General features: G+C 74.0%; 25 protein-coding genes. 7 read left to right on the top strand and 18 right to left on the bottom strand.

Features of this window, described 5'->3' with window-relative positions; genetic code table 11:
* Positions 1-172 precede the first annotated feature (172 nt).
* The 3 genes from ABIE39_RS13485 to ABIE39_RS13475 form a co-directional block, all read right to left on the bottom strand.
* Positions 173-1285, bottom strand: a complete 1113-nt coding sequence (locus ABIE39_RS13485; protein ID WP_175008030.1) for a BMP family ABC transporter substrate-binding protein — start codon at positions 1283-1285, stop codon at positions 173-175.
* Positions 1286-1511: 226 nt separating this feature from the next.
* A complete protein-coding gene (locus tag ABIE39_RS13480) occupies positions 1512-2741 on the bottom strand; it encodes an amidohydrolase (RefSeq protein ID WP_175008029.1) in 1230 nt (409 codons plus the stop codon).
* Positions 2738-3886, bottom strand: coding sequence for a sugar phosphate nucleotidyltransferase (locus ABIE39_RS13475; protein WP_175008028.1), 1149 nt, complete (start codon positions 3884-3886; stop codon positions 2738-2740). The genes ABIE39_RS13480 and ABIE39_RS13475 overlap by 4 nt, the downstream gene beginning before the upstream one ends.
* Before the next feature lie 235 nt (positions 3887-4121).
* Here ABIE39_RS13475 and sdhC point away from each other — a divergent pair, with 235 nt between their 5' ends.
* The 4 genes from sdhC to ABIE39_RS13455 all read left to right on the top strand — a co-directional run bounded on the left by sdhC (position 4122) and on the right by ABIE39_RS13455 (position 7634).
* Complete coding sequence (sdhC, locus tag ABIE39_RS13470) at positions 4122-4505, top strand: succinate dehydrogenase, cytochrome b556 subunit (protein WP_021481379.1); 384 nt, start codon at positions 4122-4124, stop codon at positions 4503-4505.
* Positions 4505-4963, top strand: coding sequence for a succinate dehydrogenase hydrophobic membrane anchor subunit (locus ABIE39_RS13465; RefSeq protein WP_141388663.1), 459 nt, complete (start codon positions 4505-4507; stop codon positions 4961-4963). The genes sdhC and ABIE39_RS13465 overlap by 1 nt, the downstream gene beginning before the upstream one ends.
* A 71-nt stretch (positions 4964-5034) precedes the next feature.
* On the top strand, positions 5035-6867 hold the full coding sequence (gene sdhA, locus ABIE39_RS13460; protein WP_175008026.1) for a succinate dehydrogenase flavoprotein subunit: 1833 nt from the start codon (positions 5035-5037) through the stop codon (positions 6865-6867).
* Positions 6867-7634 (top strand): succinate dehydrogenase iron-sulfur subunit, encoded by a 768-nt coding sequence (locus tag ABIE39_RS13455; protein WP_354052136.1) that lies wholly within the window; start codon positions 6867-6869, stop codon positions 7632-7634. Before sdhA ends, ABIE39_RS13455 begins: the two co-directional genes overlap by 1 nt.
* 196 nt (positions 7635-7830) lie before the next feature.
* Here ABIE39_RS13455 and ABIE39_RS13450 read toward each other — a convergent pair whose 3' ends face one another.
* The 7 genes from ABIE39_RS13450 to sigE all read right to left on the bottom strand — a co-directional run bounded on the left by ABIE39_RS13450 (position 7831) and on the right by sigE (position 14124).
* Complete coding sequence (locus tag ABIE39_RS13450) at positions 7831-9015, bottom strand: YihY/virulence factor BrkB family protein (RefSeq protein WP_354052134.1); 1185 nt, start codon at positions 9013-9015, stop codon at positions 7831-7833.
* 10 nt (positions 9016-9025) lie between these two features.
* Complete coding sequence (locus ABIE39_RS13445; protein ID WP_108048052.1) at positions 9026-9589, bottom strand: 2'-5' RNA ligase family protein; 564 nt, start codon at positions 9587-9589, stop codon at positions 9026-9028.
* Complete coding sequence (trpS, locus tag ABIE39_RS13440; protein WP_175008024.1) at positions 9586-10677, bottom strand: tryptophan--tRNA ligase; 1092 nt, start codon at positions 10675-10677, stop codon at positions 9586-9588. Before trpS ends, ABIE39_RS13445 begins: the two co-directional genes overlap by 4 nt.
* Before the next feature lie 68 nt (positions 10678-10745).
* The gene (locus ABIE39_RS13435) at positions 10746-11087 is read right to left on the bottom strand and encodes a twin-arginine translocase TatA/TatE family subunit (protein WP_175008023.1); all 342 of its coding nucleotides are present in this window, start codon (positions 11085-11087) and stop codon (positions 10746-10748) included.
* Positions 11088-11096: 9 nt separating this feature from the next.
* Positions 11097-12536 (bottom strand): trypsin-like peptidase domain-containing protein, encoded by a 1440-nt coding sequence (locus ABIE39_RS13430; RefSeq protein WP_175008022.1) that lies wholly within the window; start codon positions 12534-12536, stop codon positions 11097-11099.
* A complete protein-coding gene (locus ABIE39_RS13425; RefSeq protein ID WP_175008021.1) occupies positions 12533-13501 on the bottom strand; it encodes a zf-HC2 domain-containing protein in 969 nt (322 codons plus the stop codon). Before ABIE39_RS13425 ends, ABIE39_RS13430 begins: the two co-directional genes overlap by 4 nt.
* A complete protein-coding gene (sigE, locus tag ABIE39_RS13420; protein WP_083385296.1) occupies positions 13498-14124 on the bottom strand; it encodes an RNA polymerase sigma factor SigE in 627 nt (208 codons plus the stop codon). Before sigE ends, ABIE39_RS13425 begins: the two co-directional genes overlap by 4 nt.
* Positions 14125-14358: 234 nt before the next feature.
* Here sigE and ABIE39_RS13415 point away from each other — a divergent pair, with 234 nt between their 5' ends.
* Complete coding sequence (locus ABIE39_RS13415) at positions 14359-14964, top strand: class I SAM-dependent methyltransferase (RefSeq protein WP_499278612.1); 606 nt, start codon at positions 14359-14361, stop codon at positions 14962-14964.
* Between the two features lie 9 nt (positions 14965-14973).
* Here the strand turns inward: ABIE39_RS13415 and ABIE39_RS13410 are convergent, their stop codons facing one another.
* The 6 genes from ABIE39_RS13410 to dapE form a co-directional block, all read right to left on the bottom strand.
* Positions 14974-16599 carry a M17 family metallopeptidase gene (locus tag ABIE39_RS13410; protein WP_175008020.1) on the bottom strand — a complete coding sequence of 542 codons (1626 nt, stop codon included), beginning with the start codon at positions 16597-16599 and terminating at the stop codon, positions 14974-14976.
* Complete coding sequence (locus tag ABIE39_RS13405) at positions 16600-16767, bottom strand: DUF3117 domain-containing protein (protein WP_064506638.1); 168 nt, start codon at positions 16765-16767, stop codon at positions 16600-16602.
* Positions 16768-16889: 122 nt separating this feature from the next.
* Positions 16890-18107 carry a hypothetical protein gene (locus ABIE39_RS13400; RefSeq protein WP_209827360.1) on the bottom strand — a complete coding sequence of 406 codons (1218 nt, stop codon included), beginning with the start codon at positions 18105-18107 and terminating at the stop codon, positions 16890-16892.
* Positions 18104-19102 carry a dihydropteroate synthase gene (folP, locus tag ABIE39_RS13395; protein ID WP_209827358.1) on the bottom strand — a complete coding sequence of 333 codons (999 nt, stop codon included), beginning with the start codon at positions 19100-19102 and terminating at the stop codon, positions 18104-18106. Before folP ends, ABIE39_RS13400 begins: the two co-directional genes overlap by 4 nt.
* A gap of 13 nt (positions 19103-19115) precedes the next feature.
* The gene (locus tag ABIE39_RS13390) at positions 19116-19955 is read right to left on the bottom strand and encodes a TIGR00730 family Rossman fold protein (RefSeq protein ID WP_175008017.1); all 840 of its coding nucleotides are present in this window, start codon (positions 19953-19955) and stop codon (positions 19116-19118) included.
* A 10-nt stretch (positions 19956-19965) separates the two neighbouring features.
* A complete protein-coding gene (gene dapE, locus ABIE39_RS13385; RefSeq protein ID WP_255437016.1) occupies positions 19966-21093 on the bottom strand; it encodes a succinyl-diaminopimelate desuccinylase in 1128 nt (375 codons plus the stop codon).
* Positions 21094-21129: 36 nt separating this feature from the next.
* Here dapE and dapD point away from each other — a divergent pair, with 36 nt between their 5' ends.
* Together dapD and ABIE39_RS13375 are read left to right on the top strand one after the other, a co-directional pair.
* Positions 21130-22122 (top strand): 2,3,4,5-tetrahydropyridine-2,6-dicarboxylate N-succinyltransferase, encoded by a 993-nt coding sequence (dapD, locus tag ABIE39_RS13380; RefSeq protein ID WP_175008016.1) that lies wholly within the window; start codon positions 21130-21132, stop codon positions 22120-22122.
* Between the two features lie 31 nt (positions 22123-22153).
* Positions 22154-23131 carry a hypothetical protein gene (locus ABIE39_RS13375; RefSeq protein WP_186810350.1) on the top strand — a complete coding sequence of 326 codons (978 nt, stop codon included), beginning with the start codon at positions 22154-22156 and terminating at the stop codon, positions 23129-23131.
* A gap of 97 nt (positions 23132-23228) precedes the next feature.
* On the opposite strand, the gene ABIE39_RS13370 is transcribed toward ABIE39_RS13375, so the two are convergent.
* Positions 23229-24527 (bottom strand): citrate synthase, encoded by a 1299-nt coding sequence (locus tag ABIE39_RS13370; protein ID WP_021482791.1) that lies wholly within the window; start codon positions 24525-24527, stop codon positions 23229-23231.
* Between the two features lie 115 nt (positions 24528-24642).
* A complete protein-coding gene (gene dapC, locus ABIE39_RS13365; protein ID WP_354052128.1) occupies positions 24643-25785 on the bottom strand; it encodes a succinyldiaminopimelate transaminase in 1143 nt (380 codons plus the stop codon).
* Positions 25786-25798 lie beyond the last annotated feature (13 nt).

The raw sequence follows: 25798 nt of genomic DNA, 5'->3' as shown, positions 1-25798 counted from the left end.
CCGCGGTGTCGACCCCGATCTCTTCGAGGTACTCCATCGAACCGCACTCGTGGGAGCGCGGCGCGTCGTCGCGGCCCCGACGACACCGTCGTCGTCATGACGGTGGCCCGGGCGCTGGGCCCGGGCCACCGGTGCCGGTCGCCCGTGGGCGGCCGGCGGGTTCAGCGTCGCGTCACGGCGCGTTCGGCGACTCGACGACGAGGTCGCCCGCGATGATCTGCTCCTGGTACTGGGCGAGCTGGTCCTGCAGCTCGGCCGGGACCGCGTCCTCGAAGTCGTGGAACGGCGCCAGGCCGACACCCTCGTTCTCGAGCGTGCCGACGTACGGCTCGTTCGTGAAGTTGCCGTCCGCCGACTCGCTCACGGTGTCGAAGACCGCCGGGCCGATCTGCTTCATCACGGACGTGAGGATGATGCTCCCGTAGTCCGTCGTGAGGAAGCCGTCCGAGTCGACCCAGATGATCTTCGCGCCGCCGCTCTCGGCCGCCGCGGCGGCACCGAGACCCACCGGGCCGGCCACGGGCATGATGATGTCCGCGCCCTGGTCGATGAAGCCCTGCGTGACGTTCTGGCCGTTCGCCTGGTTGTCGAAGTCGCCGGTGAACGTGCCGGTCTGCGCTTCCTTGTCCCAGCCGAGCACCTTGACGTCGGTGCCGTTGTCCTCGTTGTACTTCGCGACGCCGTCGACGTAGCCGTCCATGAAGATGGCGACCGACGGGATCTGGATGCCGCCGAACGTGGCGACCGTGCCCGTCTCGGTCATGCCCGCCGCGAGGTACCCGGCGAGGAACGCCGCCTCCGCGGTGTTGAACAGGATCGGCTTCGCGTTGTCGATCTCGACCGCCTCCGGCGGGTCGGCCGCCGTGGCGCCCGGGTTGCTGAACGCCGAGTCGATGAGCGCGAAGTGCACGTCCGGGTTGGCCTCGGCCGCCGACTGGATCGGGTCCTCGAGGAGGAAGCCGACGCCGATGATGAGGTTGCAGCCCTGCTGGACGAGGCTGTCGATGTTCGGGCCGTAGTCCGTGTCCGCCTGGGACTCGACCTCGTGCGTCGTGATGCCGAGCTCGTCCTTCGCCTGCTGGAGGCCCTCGTAGCCGGACTGGTTGAAGGACTGGTCGTCGAACCCGCCGGCGTCGGAGACCATGCACGCGGAGAAGTCGGAGTTGCCGCCCGCGGTGCCCTCGCCGCCGCCGGTGGTCTCGTCGTCCTCGGGCGCAGCACCGCACGCGGCCAGCGCGAGCGCGGCGACCGCCGCGAGGGCGGTGACCTGAGTCGCTCTCTTCACCTGATAGCTCCTGTCGTTCTCGTAGCACTGCCGCGCAGGGAAGGACCCCTGGGTCCTCCCCTGCGCCGTTGCACGGGAGGACCGGTCCGTCGGCCTCTATACGACCGAACACTAATCAGCCCGAGGGGTCCAGCACGTTACTTGCCGGTAACGCGGGCGCTTCGTTATGCAAGCGTCACTTTGCGTCTGAGGCGTGACACACCCCTGTCCACGGGTCGGGACCGCGTCACCCGTCCTGGCCCGCGGCGACGCGCGCCAGGAGCCGCATGCCCAGGCCGATCGCGCGCTCGTCCACCTGGAGGTCGCCCTGGTGGATGTCGTAGCTGCGCCCGCCCGGCGTCCGCGTGCCGAGGCGTGCCATCGCCCCGGGCACCTTCGTCAGGTACCAGGCGAAGTCCTCTCCCCCGAGCGACTGCTCGGTGAGCACCACGCTGTCCGGGCCGAGCACGTCGCGCGCGGCGGCCTCCAGCAGCCCGGTGCAGCGCTCGTCGTTCTCGACAGGCGGGACGCCGCGCGTGTGGTGCACGGTCACCTCGACCTCGTACGGCGCGACGACCTGCTCCACGGCGTCGTGCAGCACCTGCCCTGCGAACTCCCACGCGCGCACGTCGAGGCAGCGCAGGGTGCCGCGGACCGTGCCGGTGCTCGGGATGGCGTTGTGCGCGGAGCCCGCGTGGACGGCGCCCCACGTGAGGTTCACGCCCGAGCGCGGGTCCAGCCGACGGCCGAGCACCGCGGGGACCTGCGTGATGACCTGGCCCAGCGCGTACACCACGTCGCCGGTCAGGTGCGGGCGCGACGTGTGGCCGCCCGGGGACGCGATCGTCACCGAGACCTCGTCGGACGCCGACGTGATCGGGCCGATCCGCGTGCCGATGCGGCCCACGTCGACCTTCGGGTCGCAGTGCACGGCGTAGATCTCGTCGACGCCGTCCATCGCCCCGGCCGCGAGCACGTCGAGCGACCCGCCCGGCTGGACCTCCTCCGCGGGCTGGAGCACGAGCCGCACGCCGCGGCTCAGCTCGCCCTGGGCGTGGAGGTCCGCGAGCACGAGCCCGGCACCGAGCACGACCGCCGTGTGCACGTCGTGGCCGCACGCGTGCGCGACACCCGGCACGGTCGACGCCCACGGGAGGCCGCAGCGGTCCTGCAGCGGCAGCGCGTCGATGTCCGCGCGCAGGGCGACACGGCCCGGCGGGACGGCCGCGCCGTCGGGCACGCCGGCGGTGGCCGTGCCCGGCTCCGGGCCGACGTCGCACACCAGCCCCGTGCCCGGCAGGAGGCGAGGCTCGAGGCCCGCGGCGCGCAGGCGGTCGGCGAGCAGCGCCGTCGTGCGCGTCTCGGCGCGCGAGACCTCGGGGTGGGCGTGGATGTCCCGGCGGATCGCCACGACCTCGTCCACGTGCCGCGCGACGGCGGCCCCGATGCGGGCGGCGAGGGTCACGTCGGCGCTCACAGGAGCTCGTCCATCCCGAGCTCGCGCACCGTGTCGACCATCGACTTCACCTGCTGCGCGCGCGCCCGCGTCGTGACGAGGAGCGCGTCCGGGGTGTCGACCACGACGACGTCGTCGAGACCGAGGACGGTCACGACGCGGTCGCTCGCCGGCACGACGACCGAGCCGGCGCTCTCGCGGCGCACGACGCGCCCCGTGTCGCCGAGCACCTTGGAGCCCGCCCCGTCGACGGACGGCAGGAGGGCGGCGAGGGAGTTGAAGTCGCCCACGTCGTCCCACCCGAACGTGCCGGGGACCACGGCGACGCCGCCGACCGCGGCGACCGGCTCGGCCACCGCGTGGTCGATCGCGATCCGCTCGAGCGCGGGCCACCGCTCCGCCAGCACGCGGTCGCGGTCGGGCCCGTCCCACGCGGCCGCGATCGCGCGCAGGCCGTCGTGCAGCTCGGGGCGCTGGTCCGCGAGGTGCCCGAGGAGCACCGACGAGCGCACGATGAACATGCCGGCGTTCCAGCGGTACTCCCCGGACGCGAGGTAGCGCTGCGCGGTCGCGGCGTCGGGCTTCTCCGTGAAGCCGCGCACGTGCTGCGCGGTCGGCGCGCCCGCGACACCGAGCGGGGCGCCGCTGTGCACGTACCCGAACGCCGTCGACGGCCGCGACGCCGCGATGCCGATCGTCACGACGTACCCGGCGCGCGCCGCCTCCACCGCCTCCCGCACCGACGACTCGAAGGAGTCACGGCCCGTGATCACCTGGTCCGCGGCGAACGACCCGACGACGACGTCGCCGTGCCGTGCGTCGAGCACCGCCGCGGCCAGCCCGATGGCCGCCATCGAGTCCCGGGGCGACGGCTCCGCGAGCACGTTCTCGGCCGGGAGGGCCGGGAGCTGCGTGCGCGCCGCCGCGACGTGCCGGTCCCCCGTGACGAGCACGACGCCGTGCTCCCCCGCGAGCGGCACGAGCCGGTCCACCGTGGCCTGGAGCAGGGAGCGGCCCGAGCCGGTGAGGTCGAGCAGGAACTTCGGCGAGCCCGCGCGCGAGAGCGGCCACAGCCGGGTGCCGGCGCCTCCCGCGGGGACGACGGCGAAGAAGCCGGGGATCGGCGACCCGGACGGGCCGGAGGAGTCGTGCGGCGAAGAGGCCATGAGGGCCAGCATAGTGAGGGCCGCAGTTCCCCCGCGGGCTGTGGGATCAGTCACAAACCCCCCGCGGAGCGCGGTTCCGCCGCACCCGGCGGTCCGCATCATGACGTCGATGTCACTATGGTGGAAGCCCTGAGACCGATGCCGACGACGGTCCCGGGGTCCGGACTGAGGGAGTTCCGGGCCACGGCCGGAACGTGACATCTCCCCCCTGATCTCGCCACAGGAGGCCCCCAAAGTGCCCAGTGCACCAGCTGGCACGCTCTACCGCGGCCGTGAAGGCATGTGGTCGTGGGTCGCGCATCGCGTGACCGGCGTGCTCATCTTCTTCTTCCTGCTCGTGCACGTGCTCGACACGGCGCTCGTGCGGGTCTCGCCCGAGGCGTACAACGCCGTCATCGGGACGTACCAGACGCCGATCATGGGCATCGGTGAGGCGGGGCTCGTCGCGGCCATCGTGTTCCACGCCTTCAACGGCATCCGCATCATCCTGGTCGACTTCTGGTCCAAGGGCCCGCGGTACCAGCGCACGATGCTCTGGGTCGTCGTCGGGCTGTTCGTCGTGACGATGGCCGGGTTCCTGCCGCGCCACCTGATGAACGTCTTCGGAGGGGGGCACTGATGGCCGCCGCACCCACGGTCGAGGTCGCGAGCCCGCGCGACCCGTACAAGCGCCGCAAGGCCACGCGCAGCAACTACGAGCTGTACAGCTGGATCTTCATGCGGGCCTCCGGCGTCGTGCTGATCGTCCTCATCTTCGGTCACCTCTTCGTCAACCTCATGGTCGGCGAGGGCGTGCACGCGATCGACTTCGGCTTCGTCGCCGGCAAGTGGGCCTCGCCGTTCTGGCAGATCTGGGACCTGCTCATGCTCTGGCTGGCCATGTTCCACGGCACCAACGGCGTCCGGACGATCATCAACGACTACGCGGAGCGGGACGGAACCCGCCTCGTCCTCAAGCTCGCGCTGTACCTCGCCTTCACGATCGTCACGGTCCTCGGCACGCTCGTGATCTTCACGTTCGATCCCTGCCCCGCGAACGCCCCGGCCGAGCTGCTCGCGTCGTTCTGCACGGCCTGAGCACCGCACCACCGCACGCCCCCGTCTTCCTCTCGCTCCACCCGGCTCTCTCCCAGGAGGCATCGACCCCGATGCAAACCCATCAGTACGACGTCGTCATCGTCGGCGCAGGCGGCGCCGGGATGCGCGCGGCGCTGGAGTCGTCCGGCAAGGTCCGGACGGCCGTCATCTCCAAGCTCTACCCCACGCGCTCGCACACGGGCGCCGCGCAGGGCGGCATGTGCGCCGCGCTCGCGAACGTGGAGGAGGACAACTGGGAGTGGCACACGTTCGACACGGTCAAGGGCGGCGACTACCTCGTCGACCAGGACGCCGCGGAGATCATGGCCAAGGAGGCCATCGACGCGGTGCTCGACCTCGAGCGCATGGGCCTGCCGTTCAACCGCACGCCCGAGGGCCGCATCGACCAGCGCCGGTTCGGCGGGCACACCCGCAACCACGGCGAGGCCGCGGTGCGCCGCTCGTGCTACGCCGCGGACCGCACCGGGCACATGATCCTCCAGACGCTCTACCAGCAGTGCGTCAAGCAGGACGTCGAGTTCTTCAACGAGTTCTACGTCCTCGACCTCATCACCGACCACGACCTCTCCGCGGGCGAGATCCCCGACGACGAGACGGTCACCGCGACCGGCGTCGTCGCCTACGACCTCGCGACCGGCGAGATCCACGTCTTCCAGGCGAAGGCGATCATCTTCGCCACCGGTGGCGCGGGCAAGATCTTCAAGACGACGTCCAACGCGCACACGCTCACCGGCGACGGCATGGCGCTGGCCTACCGTCGCGGCCTGCCGCTCGAGGACATGGAGTTCTTCCAGTTCCACCCGACCGGCCTCGCGGGCCTCGGCATCCTCCTCTCGGAGGCCGCCCGCGGCGAGGGCGGCATCCTGCGCAACGCGGACGGCGAGCGCTTCATGGAGCGCTACGCCCCCACCATCAAGGACCTCGCCCCGCGCGACATCGTCGCCCGGTCCATGGCGAACGAGGTCCGCGAGGGCCGCGGTGCCGGGCCGAACAAGGACTACGTCCTGCTCGACCTCACGCACCTCGAGCCCGCGCACATCGACGCCAAGCTCCCCGACATCACCGAGTTCGCGCGGACGTACCTCGGGATCGAGCCGTACACCGAGCCCGTGCCCGTGTACCCCACCGCGCACTACGCGATGGGCGGCATCCCGACGAACGTCGACGCCGAGGTGCTGCGCGACAGCCACAACGTCGTCAAGGGCCTCTACGCGGCCGGTGAGGTCGCGTGCGTCAGCGTGCACGGCTCCAACCGTCTCGGCACCAACTCGCTGCTCGACATCAACGTCTTCGGCAAGCGTGCCGGCCGCACCGCGGCCGCCTACGCCGCGACCGCGTCGTACAGCGAGCTCCCGGAGAACCCTGCCGCGGCCGTCGTCGCGCAGCTCGAGGAGATGCGCAACCGTCCCGACGGCGAGCGCGTCGCCGACGTCCGCAAGGCGCTCCAGGAGACCATGGACGCCAACGCCCAGGTGTTCCGCACGGGCGAGTCGCTCAACCAGGCCCTCGCGGACATCCGCGACCTGCAGAAGCGCTACAAGAACGTGTCCGTGCAGGACAAGGGCCGCCTGTTCAACACCGACCTCCTCGAGGCGATCGAGCTCGGGTTCCTCCTCGACATCGCCGAGGTCACCGTGGTCGCGGCGATCAACCGCAAGGAGTCCCGCGGCGGCCACTACCGCGAGGACTTCCCGGACCGCGACGACGCCAACTACATGCTGCACACGATGGCCTACCGCCGGCCGACGTCCGCCAGCGACGTCGCCGACGGGCACGTCGCGGGCTACTTCGACCACGTCGAGCAGTTCGACGGCTACAAGGTCGCCCTGGGCTCCAAGCCCGTCACCCAGACCCGGTACGAGCCCATGGAGCGGAAGTACTGATGACTGCCACACTCGAGAGCCCGGTCGCCGAGGCCAAGGCCGGGGAGATCCCCTCGTTCGAGGTCACGCTCCGCGTCCGCCGCTACTCCCCCGAGTCGGAGCACGGCGAGGAGGCGTACTGGGACGAGTTCACCGTCCAGGCGCACGGCACCGACCGCGTGCTCGACGCCCTGCACAAGATCAAGTGGGAGCACGACGGCTCCCTGACGTTCCGCCGCTCGTGCGCGCACGGCGTGTGCGGCTCGGACGCGATGCGCATCAACGGCCGCAACCGGCTCGCGTGCAAGACGCTGCTCAAGGACGTCAACCCCGACAAGCCGATCACGGTCGAGCCCATCAAGGGCCTGCCCGTGGTCAAGGATCTCGTCGTGGACATGGAGCCGTTCTTCGCGTCCTACCGCGAGATCATGCCGTTCCTCATCACGTCCGGGAACGAGCCGAGCAAGGAGCGCCTCCAGTCCGCCGCGCAGCGCGAGCGCTTCGACGACACCACCAAGTGCATCCTGTGCGCCGCGTGCACGTCGTCCTGCCCGGTGTTCTGGACCGACGGGCAGTACTTCGGCCCGGCCGCCATCGTCAACGCGCACCGGTTCATCTTCGACAGCCGCGACGAGGGCGCCACGCAGCGCCTCGAGATCCTCAACGACAAGGAGGGCGTGTGGCGCTGCCGCACGACCTTCAACTGCACCGAGGCGTGCCCCCGCGGCATCGAGGTCACGAAGGCGATCCAGGAGGTCAAGCGCGCGATGATCACCCGCGCGTTCTGACACCCCCGCACCGCCGACGAAGGGCGCCGACCGTACGGTCGGCGCCCTTCGTCGTGCCCGGGTGGCGCCGTGGCGCGCGGCGTCCGCACCAGCGTTCGGCAGTCCCGACCGAGGTCGGCAGCCGCGGTAGAGATCGGCAGCTGCACGTGCCGATCTCGGCCGCAGGTGCCGACCTCGACGCGCCGCGCGCACGCGGTCACGTGCCGCGCGGCAGGCGGGCCCGCCGGACACCGCGGACGACGGGGCTCCAGGGACGGTGCGAGCCGTGGCCGGCGCGCACGTCCTCCTCGACCGACGGAACGCCGTCGGGGGCGTCCTCGACCTCCGGGCGACCGTGCTCGACGTCGTCCCGCGCGTGCCCGACGGCGTGGCGCGGCGCCCGCAGGTGGCGGCCGTCGCTCGTCTGGTCGCCGCCGAGCACGGGCAGCTCGGGACGGCCGTCGCGCGCGTGCCGGGCGCCGTCGGGCACCGGGTCGGGCGGGCGCGGCGGGTTCGCCATCCACGCGCACACGGCCAGGAGGATGCGGGCGGTGAAGTTGACGAGGAGAAGCAGCGTCACGAGGACGGCGAACGACGCCAGGAGCGCGTTCCGCGTGGCGCTGCTCTCGACGAACGACGACCCGAGGTAGCGGAGCACGCCGAACCCGACGGCAGCGGTGAGCGACCCGACGAGGAGGTCGCGGCGTCGGACCCGCACGCCGGCGAGGAGCCGCACGACGACGACCACGACGAGCGCGTCGAGCAGGACGCTCACGACGAGGCCCGCACCGGTCACGAGGACGGCGGGCCCCCCGGAGAACCCGATCGCCTCGAGGATCGGGTTGCCCAGGGACGTGACGGCGATGCCGGCCACCGCGGAGACGAGGAGGAAGAGCGCGAGGAGGAAGAAGCCGAGGAGGGCGCGCGCCCGGGCGAGCACCGGGCTCTGGCCGACGTCGCTCACGCCGAACATGGTCCGCACGGCGCCACGCAGGTGGTACATGAACGACACGACGGAGAAGAGCAGCACCACGCCCGCGACGACGCTCGTGACGCTGAGCCCGGAGTCCAGCAGGAGCTGGTCGGGCCGGATGGCGCCCGGCTGGCCGTCGAGGGCGATGAGCCCGGGGACGAGCTCGTTGATCTCCCCGAAGACGACGTCCATGAGCTCCTGGCGTCCGCCCAGGATCCGCATGAAGACGGTGTAGCCGATCGTCAGCGCGGCGAACAGCGAGAACAGCGCGGAGTACGCGATGCCGCCGCACAGGAGCGCGCCGCGCGCGTACAGGTACCGGTAGGTCGCACGGCCGGGCCGGCTGTCCTTCCAGCGCTCGACGAGCGCGTCCACCCGCTCGCGCGTGCGTGCGACCGCGCGAGGTGCGGCAGGGCGGGGCGGCGTCACGCCCCGAACCCTACGAGGCGGTCGCTCCCCCGGCATCCGCGCCGAGCGGGAACAGCTGCTCGGGGCGCCAGACGCCGTCGTCCCCGTGCTCGTAGAGCGAGAAGCCCGCGACGTCGAACTGCGCCTCGTAGGTCGCCATCTGGTCGAACGCGGCGTCGAGCGCCGCTTCCGGCACCTCGTGGGCGACCGTCACGTGCGGGTGGTAGTTGAACCGCAGGTCCTGGGCGAGGGGGCCGGTGCGGATCGCGCTCTCGAGGTGCTCGCACTCCGCGATGCCCTCGACCACCTGGACGAACACCACGGGCGAGACGGGCCGGAACGTCGCGCTCCCCCGCAGGTGGAGGCGGAACGGCGACGCCGTCGACGCGACCTCGGCCAGGTGCGCACGCGCCGTGTCGAGCGCGGTCCGGTCCAGGACCGTCGGCCCGAGGAGCGTCACGTGCGGCGGGATCGACCGTGCGAGCGGGTCGCCGAAGCGTGCGCGCGCGTCCTGGAGCTGGGTCGCGAACGGCTCGGGCACCTCGATCGCGATGCCGATCCGCACCTGATGGGGCTCGCGCTCCGGGAGGTTCACGCGGTCGTCCCGCCCACGGGCAGCAGGCCGACGCGGTCGTAGATGCGCGCGAGCGTGCCGGCCGCGATCTCGCGGGCCTTCTGCGCACCGCGCGCGAGCACCGCGTCGAGCTCGGCAGGGTCTGCCAGGTACGTGTTCGCGCGCTCCTGGAACGGCACGAGGAAGTCGACGACGACGTCCGCCAGGTCGACCTTGAGGCGCCCGTACCCCTGGCCGTCGTACTCGGCGGCGATCGCCTCGACGTCGCGGCCGGTGAGCGCCGAGTAGATGGTCAGCAGGTTCGACACCCCGGGCTTGGCGACGGGGTCGTAGTGGATCTCGGTGCCGGAGTCGGTCGCGGCCGACCGGATCCGCTTGGCGGCGACCTTCGGGTCGTCGAGCAGCCAGATGACGCCCTTGCCGTTCGACGAGGACTTGCTCATCTTCGCCGTCGGCTCCTGGAGGTCGTAGATCTTCGCGACCGACCGGACGATGTGGGCCTCCGGCACGACGGCCGTCCCGTCGCCGAAGCGGGCGTTGAGCCGCTCGGCGAGGTCACGCGTGAGCTCGAGGTGCTGGCGCTGGTCCTCGCCGACCGGCACGAGGGCCGCGTCGTAGAGCAGGATGTCCGCCGCCATGAGCACGGGGTACGTGAACAGCCCGACGGTCGTGCCGTCGGCGCCCTGCTTCGCGGACTTGTCCTTGAACTGGGTCATACGGCCCGCCTCGCCGAAGCCCGTCTGGCACGACAGCACCCAGGACAGCTCGGCGTGCTGCGGCACGTGCGACTGGACGAACAGCGCGGAACGGTCCGGGTCCACGCCGCCGGCGAGGTACTGCGCGGCCGTGCGGCGCGTGCGCTCGCGGAGCCGCTCCGGGTCCGGGTTGACGGTCAGCGCGTGGAGGTCCACGACGCAGTACAGGGCGTCGTACGCGTCCTGGAGGGAGACCCACTGGCGCAGCGCACCGATGTAGTTCCCGAGCTGCAGCGAGTCCTCCGTGGGCTGCATGCCCGAGAGGATCCGTGGCCGGGTGCCCGTCGGGCTCCCGGGCTCCTGCGTGGTCTCCGGGACCGGTGCCGGACCGATGTGCGTCGCCTCGATGGACATTGCCCCATTCTGACAGGTGCTCGGGCGCCGGAACGAATCGCCCGTCGCGCCGCGGTCCGAGAGCGGGGTCAGGTGGCCTCGTCGTCGAACGGGGCAGGCCCCGTCTGCGCGACCGGCGCGGGCGGCGGGGGCGGGGAGACGCGCTCGGGCAGCGGATCGTCGTCCAGGAGCGCCTCGCGCACGATCCGGCGCGGGTCGTACTGGCGCGGGTCGAGCTTGGCCCAGTCGACGTCCGACAGCTCCTCGCCGAGCTCCGCGTCCACGCGCGACTTCGCGTCGCGCAGGTATCCCCGCGCGGACCGCACGAACGCCCCGAGCTGCTCCGCGTAGCGCGGCAGGCGCTCGGGACCGATGACGACGACCGCCACGATGAGGAGCACGACGAACTCGGCTCCGTTGATCCCGAACACGCCGACAGACTACTCGCTCGTGGCTTCGTCGAGGACGACGCGCACGTCGCGCTCCTGGTCGCCGGTCCGCACGCGCAGGGTCACCGCGTCCCCCGGTGCCTTCGCCCGGATCGCGACGATGAGCTCGTCCGACTCCGTGACGGGCCGGCCGTCGATGGACAGGATCACGTCCCCGGGCCGGATCCCGGCCGCGTCCGCCGGGCCGTCGGGCGTCACCGCGGGCGTGCCGGACTGCGCGTCGGTCGAGACCTGCACGCCCTCACCCTGGTAGCGCTGGTCGAGGAGCACGCCGATCACGGGGTACGTCGCGACGCCGTCGGCAATGAGCTGTTCGGCGGTACGACGGGCCTGGTTGGACGGGATGGCGAACCCGAGGCCGATGCTGCCCGTGGCCTCGCCGCTCCCCGGCGGCTGCGCGATGGCCGAGTTGATGCCGACGACCTGGCCGCGGCCGTCGACGAGCGGGCCGCCGGAGTTGCCCGGGTTGATCGCCGCGTCCGTCTGGATCGCGTTGATGAAGGCCGTCTCCGCCGCGGCGCCGGCCTGGACCGGGCGGTTGAGCGCGCTGATGATCCCCGTGGTGACGGTCCCGTTCAGCCCGAGCGGCGCACCGATCGCCACCACCGGGTCCCCGACGACCACCGCGTCGGAGTCGCCGAGCGCGAGCGGCGTGAGGCCCGAGTCCTCGACCTTGACGACCGCCAGGTCGTAGTCGACCGTCCGCCCGACGAGCTCGGCAGGGCTCTCGTGCCCGTCGGAGAAGAGCACGACGATGTCGCCACCGTCGGCGGCCGACGCGACGACGTGGTTGTTCGTGAGGATGAAGCCGTCCTCCCGCAGCACGAACCCGGAGCCCGTCGCGACGCCGTCGGCGCCGCGCACCTGGAGCGAGACGACGCTCGGCAGCACGGTCGCGGCGATGTCCGCCACCGACCCGTCCGGGCGGTCCGCGCCGGGCTCGACGCTCGCGGGCGGCAGCGCCGAGACCGACGAGCCGGAGGATCGCGGGTCGGCGAGACGATCGGCGGCGACGCCGCCGACGGCACCCGCGACGAGCGCGAGCACCGCGACGCCCGCCACCGCGGCCGGGCGCAGGCCACGCCGCGGCGCGGCCCCGACGGCGCCGCGGGGCACGCCCACGAGGGTCGGGTCGACGGACCCGCCCGGGCGCGTCGGCGCCTCGGGCTGGCCGAACGCGCTCAGCCGCTCCCAGGGGTCCGTGGACCCCGCGGTCGAGGGCTCCGTGGGCGCGGGCGCTGCGGGCGGCGGCGGGACCGGTCCCGGGCCGTACGCGGGCGGGACGTGCCCCGACGCCCCGCCCTCGGTGGGACGTGGCGCGTCGGCGGACGGCGGGACGGGCACGCTGCGGTAGGCCGACGGCGGCGCGAACGGGTTCGGCGCAGCGTCGCGCGGACCGGGCTGCTCCGGTCCGGTCTGGGGGTCGGTCATGAGGTGCCGAGCGCTCCTGTCATGGTCGTCCAGCCCCGGGAGATGCGCGCCGGGACCCCGGCATCGTAGTCACGGGCCGGGAACGCCGCCACGAGGGCGGCGACCGTCTCCTGCTCGGTGTCCGCGACGACGTCGATCACCGTGTCGCCCGACTGCCACACCACGTGCCACGGCTCCTGAGACAGCACGTGCACCCGACGGCCGTCCACGTCCCAGGTCTCGCTGCCGGCGATCGCCGACGTGTCGAGCAGTCCCGCCTGCTCGCGCACGACCGCCTCCCCGCCGGGCGCCTCGAGGTCGATCTCCAGCACGCCGCGCCGCGCGTCGTCGCGCACGTCCGCCACGCGGAAGCCGTCCGGGAGCGGTGTGGGGCAGGACCAGCCCTGCGCCGCGAGGGCCGCGAGCGCGGACGCGCCGCCGTCGACGACCGACGCGGCGCCCGTGCCGCCGTCCGGGCCGTCGGTGCGCACCCCGCCGACGACGAGCGCGCCGGTGGTCCGGGGCGCCGCCTGCGCGAGCACGGTGAGCGGGTCGCTGCGGTGCAGGTCGGGCGTCACGAGAGGGCTCTCCCCCAGCGCGAAGAGGCCGACCGCGGCGACCCCGACGCCGCCGACGACGAGACCGACGACGCGCCGCCGGAGCGAGCCCCGGCGCACGTCGCCGCTCCAGGCGCCGCGCGGGAGCGTCGCGGAGGCGGCCCAGGGGTCGCTCGGTGCGGGTGCCGCACGCAGCGGGTCGCCGTCCGTCGGCGGGATCTCGGCGGAGAGCGCGAGCAGGCGTGCGGCGAGGTCCGGCGCCGGCTCCACCGGTCCGGCCGCGCTCAGCGCGCGCCGGGCCGCCCGGGCCGCGGCGAGCTCGGCCGCGCACCGCGGGCAGCAGGCCACGTGCTCCAGGGCGCGCTCCGCCTCGGCGGGCGACAGCTGCCCGTCGACGAGCGCGGAGAGCCGCGAGCCGAGATGGGTCACGCCACCCCCCGGGCGCCCACGGCGGTCGGTGCGTCGTCCGACGCCGGGCGCTCCGCGGGGTCGCGGTGCGGCAGGGCGGCGCGGAGCTGGGAGCGCGCGCGGTGGATCCGCGAGCGGACCGTGCCGAGCTTGATGCCGAGCGTCACGGCGATCTCCTCGTAGGACAGGCCCTCGATGTCGCACAGCACGACGGCGGCCCGGTACTCGGGCGAGAGCGCGTCGAGCGCGCGCTGGACGTCGTGGTCGAGGTTCGCGTGCTCGAACCCGCGCTCCGGCTGGGCCTCGGCGCGCGCCGGGTAGTGCCCGTCGTCGTCGCCCATGGCCTCCATCCGGATGCGCTGCTTGCGCCGGACCTGGTCGAGGAAGAGGTTGGTCGTGATCCGGTGGAGCCAGCCCTCGAACGTGCCCGGGGTGTAGCTCGACAGCGAGCGGAACACCCGGACGAACGTCTCCTGCGTGAGGTCCTCCGCGTCCTGGCGGTTGCCCGTCAGGCGGTAGGCGAGCCGGTAGACGCGCGCCGAGTGCTCCCGCACGATCGCGTCCCACGACGGCGGCACCCACGTGCCCGCGTCCTGCGTGCCGTGCGTGCCGGTCCTGGGTCGTGCGTCGTCCACGTGGTCCATCGTCCCAGAAGAACGCGCCACGCCTGGCGCGTGTTCCCCGCCCCGCGCGGGACGTGCGCGTGACGTCCACCGCCCGTGCACACGCGCGCGGCGCGGGAACGGGCCGGTGTGGGAGGGGGCGGGTACGATCCGAGACAGCGCCCGGCCCGGCCCCGGGGCCGGACGACGGACCACCAGGAGGACCCGATCACCAGCGACGTCGGCACCCACCGCAGCGCGAAGGCGGCGAGCTGGGTGTACAGCGAGGAGTTCGTCCCCGAGGACGAGGTCCTCCTGCGGGCACGCGACCGTGCGGCCGAGCTCGGCTGCCCCGCGGTCCTCCCCGGCGTCGGGGCGGTGCTCCAGGTCCTCGCCGCGTCCCTCGCGGCCCGCGCGGTGGTCGAGATCGGCACCGGCACGGGCGTCGCCTCGATCTGGCTCCTGCGTGGCATGCCCGCCGACGGCGTGCTGACGACCATCGACGTCGAGGTCGAGCACCAGCGCGCGGCCAAGGCCGCGTTCGCGGAGGAGGGTGTGCCCGCGTCCCGCACGCGCACCATCCCGGGCCGCGCGAGCGACGTGCTCCCCCGCCTCACCGACGCCGCGTACGACCTCGTCCTCGTCGGGGCGGACAAGCACAGCTACCCCGAGTACGTGGAGCAGGGGCTGCGCCTCCTGCGCCCGGGCGGCGTGCTGGCGGTCGACGGCGCGCTGTCCCACGACCGTGTCGCCGACCCCGCGCGGCGCGACGAGGTCACGACGATCGTCCGGGAGGTCGGCCGGTCGCTCCGGTCCGACGAGCGCGTGCTGCCGGCGCTGCTGCCCAGCGGCGACGGCCTCCTGCTCGCCGTCCGCCGCTGACCCGGCGCGTCAGAGCCGGTCGAGCGCCTCGAGCAGCAGCCGGGCGCCGAAGCCCGTCGCCCCGGCCACGACCTCGTGGCGGTCCGCCGTCGCGCGCGCGGGCCCCGCGACGTCGAGGTGGGCCCAGGGCACGTCGCCCACGAACTCCCGGAGGAACAGGGCGGCCGTGATCGCCCCGCCGCCGGGGCTCTCGACCGGGACGTGCCGCAGGTCGGCGACGTCGGAGCGCAGCGCACCCGCGTAGTCCTCGACGAGCGGCATCCGCCACACCCGCTCGCCCGTGGCGAGGGCGGCGTGCTCGAGCGCGTCGGCGACCTCCTCGTCGGTCGCGAACAGCGCGCCGTGGCCCCGACCCAGGCCCACGCTGGCCGCGCCGGTGAGCGTCGCGACGTCCACGAGCACGTCGGGAGCGAGCTCCTGCACGGCGTACGCGACGGCGTCGGCGAGGACGAGGCGGCCCTCGGCATCGGTGTTCGCGACCTCCACCGTGCGGCCCGACCACGTGCGCAGCACGTCGCCCGGGCGGTACGACGCCGCGCCGACGTGGTTCTCCGCGAGCGGCAGCACGGCGGTCACTCGCCGGTCCGAGCGTGCACGGGCGGCCCCGAGCACGACGGCGAGCGCGACGGCGGCGCCCGCCATGTCGGTCTTCATGGGCACCATCGCCTCGCGCGGCTTGATGGACAGGCCGCCCGTGTCGTAGGTGATGCCCTTGCCGACGACGACCACGTGGCGAGGCGCGGAACGGCCCTTCGCCGGGGCCACGCCGTGGTCCGCGGGGTCGTAGGTGACGGTGAGGAGCCGGGGCCCGCGCGCCGAGCCGGCGCCCACGGCCAGGAGCGCGCCGAAGCCCTCCGTGGCGAGCTCGGCGGGGCCGCGGAGGGTGGTGTCGAGGCCGAGCTCGTCGGCCAGCCCGAGCGCGCGGTCGGCGAACCAGGCGGGGTCCTTGACGTCGGACGGCGTGTTCGCGAGGTCGCGCACGAGCCACGTCGCGGCGGCCGCGCGGGTCGCCGCCTCGATCGGTGCCGCGACGTCGGGACGGTCGGGCGGCGTGAGCAGCACGAGCTGCGCGGCGGCGGTCTCCGTGCCTGCCGGCGCCTCGCCCCGTCGCGGCTGGGCGTACGCGGCGAGCAGGTAGCCCTCGACGTAGGCGCGGACCTCGGCGGCACCGGCGTCCGCGGTCACGGCGCTCAGGACCCGCTCGAGGCCGCGGGACGCCCGGGCCAGCGCGGCACCGGCGCGGCGCAGGTCCGTCGCGGTCCCGGCGCCGACGCCGAGCAGCAGGAGACGGGGCGGCAGGCCCGCCCACGGCAGCCGGGTCGTCGACCCGACGTGCGCCCGCGGCAGGTCCACGCGCACGACCTCGCCGGCCGCGCCGCGGAAGCCCGGGCCGCCCGCCCGCTCGGCCAGCTCGGCGAGGTCCACGCCGTACCGCACGGTGGCGTCGACCGTGCCGGCGCGCGGCTGCAGCCCGTCCTCCGGCTCGCGCGGCGGCGCGACGCCGACCACGACCGCGTCGGCCTGTGACTCGTCGACGAGCGGGGCGTCGCTCAGCGTGCCCCGTGCGCCGACCACCTCCGGCAGCGCGCGCGGGATCTCCGTGGTTCCGGAGACCCGGCGCTCACGTGCGGGCAATCAGCCCACCACGGCCTGGAGCGCCTCACCCAGCTCGCTGGCCTCGGTCGCGTTGAGCTCGACCACCAGACGCCCGCCACCCTCGAGCGGGACCCGCATGACGATGCCTCGCCCTTCCTTGGTGACCTCCAGCGGTCCGTCACCCGTCCGCGGCTTCATCGCAGCCATCGATGGCACTCCATTTCCGTTTGTCCCGAGTCCACCCCGCACGCGCGAGGAGGGGCGTCCGACCTCGGACGACGCCCGGGGGACAGTCTAGTTCACGCGTGCCGACATCCCGGGCGTCCCGGTCACGGCGGCCACCCCGACGGCGGGACCAGCCGCCACAGCGACCACACCCACCACACCTGCCCCACGACGCACGCGACGGTCACCGCCGCGAGCCACGTGCGCGACCGCGTCCACCCGACCGTCACCGCCCCGAGCGGGAACGCCAGCAGGAGGAAGCGCACGAGGGAGGTGCCCGGCTGGACGGTCGCCACGAGGTAGGCCAGGTACGCCCCGGACCACGCGTGCATCTCCGGGCCGAGGCGCGCCGCGACCGGGTTCAGGACGAGCGCGGCGGACGCCACGAGGACGAGCGCGAGGAGCCACGGGCCGGCGTCGCCCGCGAGCCATCGCGAGACGTCCACCCACGGCACGAACGGGACGACCTCCGCGCCGCCGCGCCAGGCCTCCTGGGTGCGGAAGTACGCCTGGTGCACGCCCGTCACCACGTCGCACAGCCAGGGCCACACGAGCCCGCTCCCGAGGGCGACGACGAGCAGGCCGCCCAGCCGGGCGGCGTCGGCCCCGCGCAGGTCCCCGCGGCGCCACCGCACGAACCCGTGCCACAGCACGACCGCCGCCATCGGCAGCGCGACCGCGCGGCAGAAGCCGAGGAGGACGACGACGAGCGTCGTCCAGGCGTAGCGACGGCGGGCGAGCAGGAGCAGCGCACCCGCCACGAGGAGCAGGGCGAGGGACTCGGTGTACGCGACCTGGAGGACGGGGCTGGAGGGGAAGACGCTCACGAGCAGCACGGTCGCGAGCGGGAGGCCCGGGCGTCGCTCGACCGCGGCGGCCCCCGCCGTCGCGACGAGCCGGTGGACCACGAGCACCGCGCCCGCCCCGCACACCAGCGCGAGGGTCGGGGCCAGCACCTCCCACCCGAGCCCCGTGACCGCGTCGAGCGCGCGCACGAGCGCCGGGAACAACGGGAAGAAGGCCCACACGTTCTGCTGCACGGCGCCGTCGGGACCCACGGGGAGCGTGTCCGGGTAGCCGGACCGGTAGATCTGCTCGTACCAGCTCGCGTCCCACATCCGGCCGACGTAGGCGAGGTACGAGGGCGCGGCGTCCGTCCACAGGTTCTGCTCCTGGGACCGCGCGGCGACGAGCAGGACGACGGCGCTCACCGCCCGGGCGAGGGCGTAGAGCGCGAGCACCTGGACCCACCACCGCCAGGTCGCAGGTCGCAGCAGCCGCGCCCGCGCCGCGGGCAGGGCGGCCGCGCGCGGCGTCGTCACGCGAGGCCCCGCAGCGCCGCAGCCGGGGCCGTCTCGTCGCGGACGGCGGAGACCAGGTCGAGGACGCGACGTGTCGCGGCGACGTCGTGCGCGCGGAAGACGCGCGCGCCGAGCCACGCCGCGACGGCCGTCGCCGCGAGCGTGCCCTCGAGGCGCTCGTCGGCCGGGAGGTCGAGCGTCTCCCCGACGAAGTCCTTGCGCGACAGCGCCATGAGGAGCGGGAACCCGAGCCCGGCGAGCACCTCGGTGCGGCGGAGCAGGTGCAGGGAGTGCCACGTGTTCTTGCCGAAGTCGTGGGTCGGGTCGACGAGCACCGACGCGCGCGGGACACCGCACGACACCGCCCGCTCGGCCGCGGCCCGGAGCGTCGTCACGACGTCCTGCACGACGCCGTCCCGCGGGTCGGCCGCTCCGGGGCGGGCCGGGTAGGCGACGCGGACGGGGTCCGTGCGCGGCCGCGCTCCCCCGGTGTGGGAGCACACGACGCCGATCCCGTGCTGCCCGGCGACCTCGACGAGCCGCGGGTCGTGCCCGGCCCACGTGTCGTTCACGAGGTCCGCGCCCGCGAGCGCCGCCTCGTGCGCGACCTCGGCGCGCCACGTGTCCACGCTGACGAGGAGGTCCGGGAACTCGGACCGCACCCGTGCGACGAACGGGACGACGCGGCGGATCTCCTCCCCCGGGGTCACCTCCGGACCGACCCCGGCACGCACCCCGCCCACGTCGAGGATCTCGGCGCCCTCCGTGACGGCGCGCTCGACGGCGGCGAGCGCCTGGCGGTCGTCGAGCTGGCGCGCCCCGGCGTAGAACGAGTCGTCGGTGCGGTTGACGATCGCCATCACGGCGGGCCGGTCGAGCTCGCGCCCGCGCAGCACGAGCGACGTGCCGCGCGGGGGCACCCCGAGGGGCGGCAGCGGGACGGGCGCGCCCTCGCCGGGCGTGGGCGCCCCCGGCTCGCCCGCGCCGGAGCCGGGCGCGCCCGGACCTGCGGTCATCGCGCCGCGCCCGTCAGCTCGCGTCGCCGGCCTGCGCCCGGGCGAGCTCCTCGGTCGCTTCGCGCTCCTCGGCGCGCAGCTCGGCGCCGCGGTCGCACACGTACTCGACGGCCTCGGCCGGGTCGTCGCACAGGTGGACGAGGTCGAGGTCGTGCTCGCTGATCATGCCGCGGCCCACGACCGCGGTGCGCGCCCAGTCCAGCAGCCCGGTCCAGTAGTCCGTCCCGACGAGCGCGACGGGGAACTCGGTGATCTTGTGCGTCTGGACGAGCGTCAGCGCCTCGAACAGCTCGTCGAACGTGCCGAAGCCGCCCGGCAGCACGACGAAGCCCTGCGCGTACTTGACGAACATCGTCTTGCGGGCGAAGAAGTAGCGGAAGTTCACGCCGAGGTTGACGTAGCGGTTCATCCCCTGCTCGAACGGCAGCTCGATCCCGAGGCCGATCGACAGGCCACCGGCGTCCGACGCGCCCTTGTTGGCCGCCTCCATGATGCCGGGGCCGCCGCCCGTGATGACGGCGAAGCCCTCGTCGACGAGGAGGCGCCCCACCTCCTCGGCGAGCGTGTAGTCCGGGTGGTCCGGCCTGGTGCGTGCCGAGCCGAACACGGAGACGGCCGGACCGACCTCCGCGAGCGCCCCGAAGCCCTCGACGAACTCGCTCTGGATCCGCATGACGCGCCACGGGTCGGAGTGCACCCAGTCCGCGCTGCCGCGCGAGTCGAGGAGGCGCTGGTCCGTCGTCTGGCGCGGGATCTGGTCGCCGCGCAGCAGCACCGGCCCCTTGCGGTACCCGGTGCCGCTCTGGGGCACGCCGTCGTCGGAACCTGGCTGGTCACGCACCGTGTCGCTCATGGTCACGAGCCTATGCCGCAGGTGCGGCCGTGAGCCACGCACGGAGCGCGTCGCGGCACAGCGCGAGCTGCCCGACGGGGCACCGCTCGTCGTCCTTGTGCGCCAGCAGCGGGTCCCCGGGCCCGAAGTTCACCGCCGGGACGCCGAGCTCGGCGAAGCGCGCGACGTCGGTCCAGCCGTACTTCGGAGCCGGCGCGCCTCCCGTCACCCCGAGGACGGCCGCCGCGAAGTCCGCCGCGAGCGGGTCGTCGAGCCCGGGCCGCGCGCCGGGCGCCGCGTCGGTGAGCGTCACCGCGAAGCCGGCGAAGAGGTCGCGGACGTGCTGCTCGGCCTCGGCCACGCTCCGGGAGGGGGCGAACCGGTAGTTCACCGTGACGACGCACTCGTCCGGGACGACGTTCCCCGCGATCCCGCCCGCGATCCCGACGGCGTTCATCCCCTCCCGGTACACGAGGCCGTCGACCTCGACGTCCCGGGGCACGTACGCGGCCAGGCGGTCGAGCACCTCGTGCGCGGCATGGATCGCGTTGGTCCCCGTCCAGGAGCGCGCGGAGTGGGCGGCGACGCCCGGCACGCGCACCTCGGCACGCAGCGTCCCGTTGCACCCGCCCTCGAGGCCCGCCGAGGTGGGCTCCCCGAGCACGGCGAGGTCCGCCGCCAGCAGGTCCGGCCGGTTCCGCGCGAGGCGCCCGAGCCCGTTGAGGTCCGCGGCGACCTCCTCGTTGTCGTAGAAGACCCACGTGACGTCCTGGGCCGGGGCGTCGAGCTCCGCGGCCAGCGCGAGCGCGACCGCGACACCGCCCTTCATGTCCACCGTGCCCCGGCCCCAGACCTCGGCGTGCGCGCCCTCGCCGACGACGCGCGTCGGCAGGTTCGGCGGGTCCGTGAGCGGCACCGTGTCGAGGTGGCCCGCGACCACGACGCGCCGCTCGCGGCCGAGCGTCGTGCGCGCGACGACCGTGTCGCCGTCGCGCACGACCTCCAGGTGCGGGAGCGCTCGCAGCGCCGCCTCGACCGCGTCCGCGAGCGCACGCTCGTCCCCGCTCACGGACGGCACGTCGCACACCGCGCGGAACAGGGCGACGAGGTCGCCGCGGAGGTCGAGCACGGGTCCGGTACCAGGGGTGGGAGAGGTCACGCCAGCACCCTACCGGCGCCGGATAGGGTGGGGCGCATGACTTCTGCGACCCCCGCGCCCGCCTCGTCGGCGGGCGCGTCCGAGCCGCGTACGGCGTGGGCCTACGGCCTGGCGACCGTCACCGACGACGGCACGACCCTCGACGTCTGGTACCCCGCGCCGGAGCTCGGCGCCGCCCCGGTGGACGCCGCCGTGCCCGCGTCGCTCGACGCGCTCGCGGAGCGCGACGAGCTGCGCGGCGTGGACGTCGTCGTGGTGCGGACCGAGATCGACCTCGACGCCGCCCCCGCCGACACCGCCGACGCCTACCTGCGCCTGCACCTGCTCTCCCACCGCCTCGTCGTGCCGCACGGCCTGAACCTCGACGGCCTCTTCGGCGTGCTGGCGAACGTCGTGTGGACGAACCACGGCCCGTGCGCCGTCGACGGCTTCGAGGAGACGCGCCTGCGCCTGCGCGCGACGGGTCAGCCCGTGACCGTGCTCGGCGTCGACAAGTTCCCCCGCATGGTGGACTACGTCGTCCCGTCGGGCGTCCGGATCGCCGACGCGGACCGCGTGCGCCTCGGGGCGCACCTCGCGGCCGGCACCACGGTGATGCACGAGGGCTTCGTGAACTTCAACGCGGGCACGCTCGGCACGTCGATGGTCGAGGGGCGCATCTCGGCGGGCGTCGTCGTGGGCGACGGCTCCGACGTCGGGGGTGGCGCGTCCATCATGGGCACGCTGTCCGGTGGTGGCCGCGAGGTCATCTCGGTCGGTCAGCGCTCCCTGCTCGGCGCCAACGCCGGCCTCGGCATCCCGCTCGGCGACGACTGCGTCGTGGAGTCCGGCCTGTACGTCACCGCGGGGACCAAGGTGACGGTCGTCGGGCAGCACGACGCCGCGGGCGAGCCGCTCGTCGTCAAGGCGCGCGACCTCGCCGGCCGGTCCGGCATCCTCTTCCGGCGCAACTCGCTGACCGGCGGGGTCGAGGCGGTCTCGCGGACCGGCGCGGGCGTCGAGCTCAACGCCGCGCTGCACGCGAACTGACCGGCCCTCCCGAGCACACCCCGCCTCGACGATGACGACGACGCAGCCCCCGCGCTCCCCCGCCGCCCCGGCGCGGGGTCGCGTCCGGGCACGACGGCGCCCCCTGCGCACCGCGGTCACCCTCGTCACGGTGGCCGCGGTGGGGGTCGGCGCGGTCGTGGTCGCGCTCAACCGGCTCGACGACGCGACGCCCGTCGCGGAGCGCTGCGCCGCGACCGCCGACGGCCGCACGTGGTACCTCTCCGTGACGCAGGCGGACAACGCGGCACTGATCACCGGGGCCACGGTGCGGCGCGGGCTCCCCGCCCGCGCCGCCACCATCGGGCTCGCGACCGCGCTGCAGGAGTCGCGGCTCGTCAACATCGACTACGGCGACCGCGACTCCGTCGGCCTGTTCCAGCAGCGCCCCTCCCAGGGGTGGGGCACCGTCGCGGAGATCATGGACCCCGTCTACTCGACCAACACGTTCTACGACGCGCTCGAGACGGTCGAGGGCTACGAGGGCATGGAGGTCACCGTCGCCGCGCAGACCGTCCAGCGGTCCGCGTTCCCCGACGCGTACGCGCAGCACGAGCCCCGCTCGCGCGCGTGGGCGTCCGCGCTGACCGGCTGGTCGCCCGCGTCGCTCACGTGCGACCTCGCTGCGGTGCCCACGGCGGAGGTGCCGGAGGACGGCGACCCGACCGAGCCGTTCCGGGAGCGCGCCGCGCGCGACCTCGGCGACGCGGTCCGCGTCGCACCGTTCGACGGCGGGACCGGGGGCACGGTCGCCGTCGACGCGTCCGCGCTCCCCGCGGCCGCGGAGGACGGCGGCGTCGAGCGCTCGGCGTGGGCCGTCGCCCAGTGGGCCGTCGCGACGGCCGACGCCACGAACGTCGTCGCCGTCGAGGTCGGTGACCGCCGCTGGTCGCGCGACGGCTCGACGTGGACCACCCCCGACCCGGCCGACCTCGCCCCGCTCGACCCGGGCGCCCTGCGCGTCCACGTCGCCGTCCCCGACGCGTCCTGACCGACCGCCGCCGGCTTGCGTCGGGCGCGGGACCGCAGACGACGAACGCCGCGCCGCTCACCGAGGGTGAGGGGCGCGGCGTCCGGAGGAGGGGCCGTCAGCGGTCGGAGACGGCGACGTAGTCGCGCTCGGTCTCGCCGACGTAGACCTGGCGCGGACGGCCGATCTTGGTCTGCGGGTCCTTCATCATCTCGCGCCACTGCGCGATCCAGCCGGGCATGCGGCCCAGCGCGAAGAGCGGCGTGAACATGGCCGGCGAGAAGCCCATGGCCTTGTAGATGAGGCCCGTGTAGAAGTCCACGTTCGGGTAGAGCTTGCGCTCGATGAAGTAGTCGTCGTTGAGCGCGATCTCCTCGAGGCCCATGGCGATGTCGAGGAGCTGGTCCTTCTTGCCGAGGGTCGAGAGCACGGCGTCGGCCGACTTCTTGACGATCGCCGCACGCGGGTCGTAGTTCTTGTAGACCCGGTGGCCGAAGCCCATGAGGCGGACGCCGTCCTCCTTGTTCTTCACCTTCTTCATGAAGGTGTCGACGTCGTACTCCGCGCCCGCGATCTTGTCGAGCATGGTGAGCACCGACTCGTTCGCGCCGCCGTGCAGCGGGCCCGAGAGCGCGTTGACCCCGGCCGCGACGGACGCGTAGAGGTTGGCGTGCGAGGACCCGACGACGCGGACCGTCGACGTGGAGCAGTTCTGCTCGTGGTCGGCGTGCAGGATGAGCAGCTTGTCGAGCGCGTCGACCACGACCGGGTCCGCCTCGTACTGCTGGTACGGCGTCGCGAACGTCATGCGCAGGAAGTCGTCGACGTACCCGCGCGAGTAGTCCGGGTAGAGCAGCGGCTCGCCGACGCGGCGGCGGTGCAGGTAGGACGTGATGGTGCGCGACTTCGCGAGGAGCAGGACCGTCGCGAGCTCGACCGTCTCGTCGTCGAACGGGTCGAGCGACTCGGGGTAGAACGTGGACAGCGCGTTGATCGCGGACGACAGCACCGCCATGGGGTGCGCGTTGCGCGGGAACGTGCCCATGAACGTGCGGAAGTCCTCGTGCACGAGCGTGTGGCGGTTGACGCGCTCGACGAACGCGTCGAGGGTCGCGGCGTCGGGGAGCTCGCCGTGGATGAGGAGGTACGCGACCTCGAGGAAGCTCGACCGCTCGGCGAGCTGCTCGATCGGGTACCCGCGGTACCGGAGGATGCCGGCCTCGCCGTCGATGTACGTGATGCTCGACTCGCACGACGCGGTGTTCATGAAGCCGGGGTCGACGGTCACGAGGCCGGTCGACTTGAGCAAGGAGGACACGACGATGCCGTCGTTGCCCTCGGTCGCCGCGACCACGGGCAGGTCCTGCGCCTGGTCGTCGACGAGGAGGCGGACCTTCGCCTGCTGAGTGGTGGTCATGGTTCCCTTCCTGCTGCTGCTCGCGCCGTTGCCGCGCGGTCGACCGTACCCCGCCTCACCCGCACGTGACCAATCAGGAACCGTCACGAGAACACCACACCCGCTGTGATCCAGGTCACGCCAGCGGGAGGCCTCCGGAGAGTCGAGCCGAGGCCTCGTGGACCCGCTCGTCGGTCGCGGTGAGGGCGACGCGCACGTGCCCCGCGCCCTCGGTTCCGTAGAACGCCCCGGGCCCGACGAGGACGCCCAGGTCGGCGAGCGCGGAGACCGTCCGCCAGCAGTCGCCCCCGGCCTCGTCGGCGGGTCGCGACCACAGGTAGAGGCCCGCCTCCGAGTGGTCGATCGCGAGGCCCGCGCCGGTGAGCGCGGCGACGAGCACCTCGCGGCGGCGCGCGTACACGTCGCGCTGCGCGGCGACGTGCGCGTCGTCGGACAGGGCCGCGACCATCGCGGCCTGGACCGGCGCGGGGACGATCATGCCGAGGTGCTTGCGCGTCGCGAGCAGGTCGGCGACGAGCGTGGCGTCCCCCGCGACGAACGCCGCGCGGTAGCCCGCCATGCTCGACTGCTTGGAGAGCGAGTAGGTGACGAGCAGACCCTCGTGCGAGCCGCCGCACACCGCCGGGTCGAGCAGGCTCGGGACACCGGTCGTCGTGAACGGCTCCGTCCACGCGAGCTCCGCGTAGCACTCGTCGCTCGCGACGACCGCGCCGATCTCGCGGGCCGCGGCGACGACGCGCGCGAGGTGCGCGGCGTCGAGGACCCGGCCCGTCGGGTTGCTCGGCGAGTTGACCCAGACCAGCCGCACGTCGTCGCGGCCCGCCCACTCCTCGACGTCGTCCGTCGCGAGCGGCGTCGCGCCGGCCAGGCGCGCACCGACGTCGTACGTGGGATAGGCCGTCCGCGGGTGCACGACGACGTCGCCCGGACCGAGCCGCAGGAGCGAGGGCAGCAGCCCCACGAGCTCCTTGCTCCCGACGGTGGGGAGCACGGCGTCGGGATCGAGGCCGGGGACGCCGCGACGGCGGGCGAACCATGCGGAGACCGCCTCGCGCAGGGCGGGCGTCCCGTGCGTCGTCGGGTAGCCGTGCGCGTCGGACGCGGCGGCGAGCGCGTCGCGCACCACGGCGGGGGTCGGGTCCACCGGGGTGCCGATGGAGAGGTCGACCACGCCGCGGGGGTGCGCTCGCGCGCGCTCCGCGTACGGGGTCAGCGTGTCCCAGGGATAGGCGAGACCGGAGAGGTCGGCGAGTCCCACGAGCGCCGGCGCC

The sequence above is a fragment of the Cellulosimicrobium sp. 4261 genome (genome assembly GCF_040546915.1).
Classification (GTDB): domain Bacteria; phylum Actinomycetota; class Actinomycetes; order Actinomycetales; family Cellulomonadaceae; genus Cellulosimicrobium; species Cellulosimicrobium cinnabarinum.
Note: the sequence above shows the minus strand (reverse complement) of the source record. Positions and strands in the feature narration are given on the sequence as shown.

What these genes read in the sequence shown, in the direction of transcription:
- ABIE39_RS13370 (WP_021482791.1), bottom strand. Translation starts at nt 24,527, where the DNA reads ATGACCACCACTCAGCAGGCGAAGGTCCGCCTCCTCGTCGACGACCAG.
- dapD (WP_175008016.1), top strand. Translation starts at nt 21,130, where the DNA reads ATGACTTCTGCGACCCCCGCGCCCGCCTCGTCGGCGGGCGCGTCCGAG.
- ABIE39_RS13375 (WP_186810350.1), top strand. Translation starts at nt 22,154, where the DNA reads ATGACGACGACGCAGCCCCCGCGCTCCCCCGCCGCCCCGGCGCGGGGT.
- sdhA (WP_175008026.1), top strand. Translation starts at nt 5,035, where the DNA reads ATGCAAACCCATCAGTACGACGTCGTCATCGTCGGCGCAGGCGGCGCC.
- sigE (WP_083385296.1), bottom strand. Translation starts at nt 14,124, where the DNA reads ATGGACCACGTGGACGACGCACGACCCAGGACCGGCACGCACGGCACG.
- ABIE39_RS13390 (WP_175008017.1), bottom strand. Translation starts at nt 19,955, where the DNA reads ATGAGCGACACGGTGCGTGACCAGCCAGGTTCCGACGACGGCGTGCCC.
- trpS (WP_175008024.1), bottom strand. Translation starts at nt 10,677, where the DNA reads ATGTCCATCGAGGCGACGCACATCGGTCCGGCACCGGTCCCGGAGACC.
- folP (WP_209827358.1), bottom strand. Translation starts at nt 19,102, where the DNA reads ATGACCGCAGGTCCGGGCGCGCCCGGCTCCGGCGCGGGCGAGCCGGGG.
- ABIE39_RS13465 (WP_141388663.1), top strand. Translation starts at nt 4,505, where the DNA reads ATGGCCGCCGCACCCACGGTCGAGGTCGCGAGCCCGCGCGACCCGTAC.
- ABIE39_RS13430 (WP_175008022.1), bottom strand. Translation starts at nt 12,536, where the DNA reads ATGACCGACCCCCAGACCGGACCGGAGCAGCCCGGTCCGCGCGACGCT.
- ABIE39_RS13455 (WP_354052136.1), top strand. Translation starts at nt 6,867, where the DNA reads ATGACTGCCACACTCGAGAGCCCGGTCGCCGAGGCCAAGGCCGGGGAG.
- ABIE39_RS13405 (WP_064506638.1), bottom strand. Translation starts at nt 16,767, where the DNA reads ATGGCTGCGATGAAGCCGCGGACGGGTGACGGACCGCTGGAGGTCACC.
- ABIE39_RS13475 (WP_175008028.1), bottom strand. Translation starts at nt 3,886, where the DNA reads ATGGCCTCTTCGCCGCACGACTCCTCCGGCCCGTCCGGGTCGCCGATC.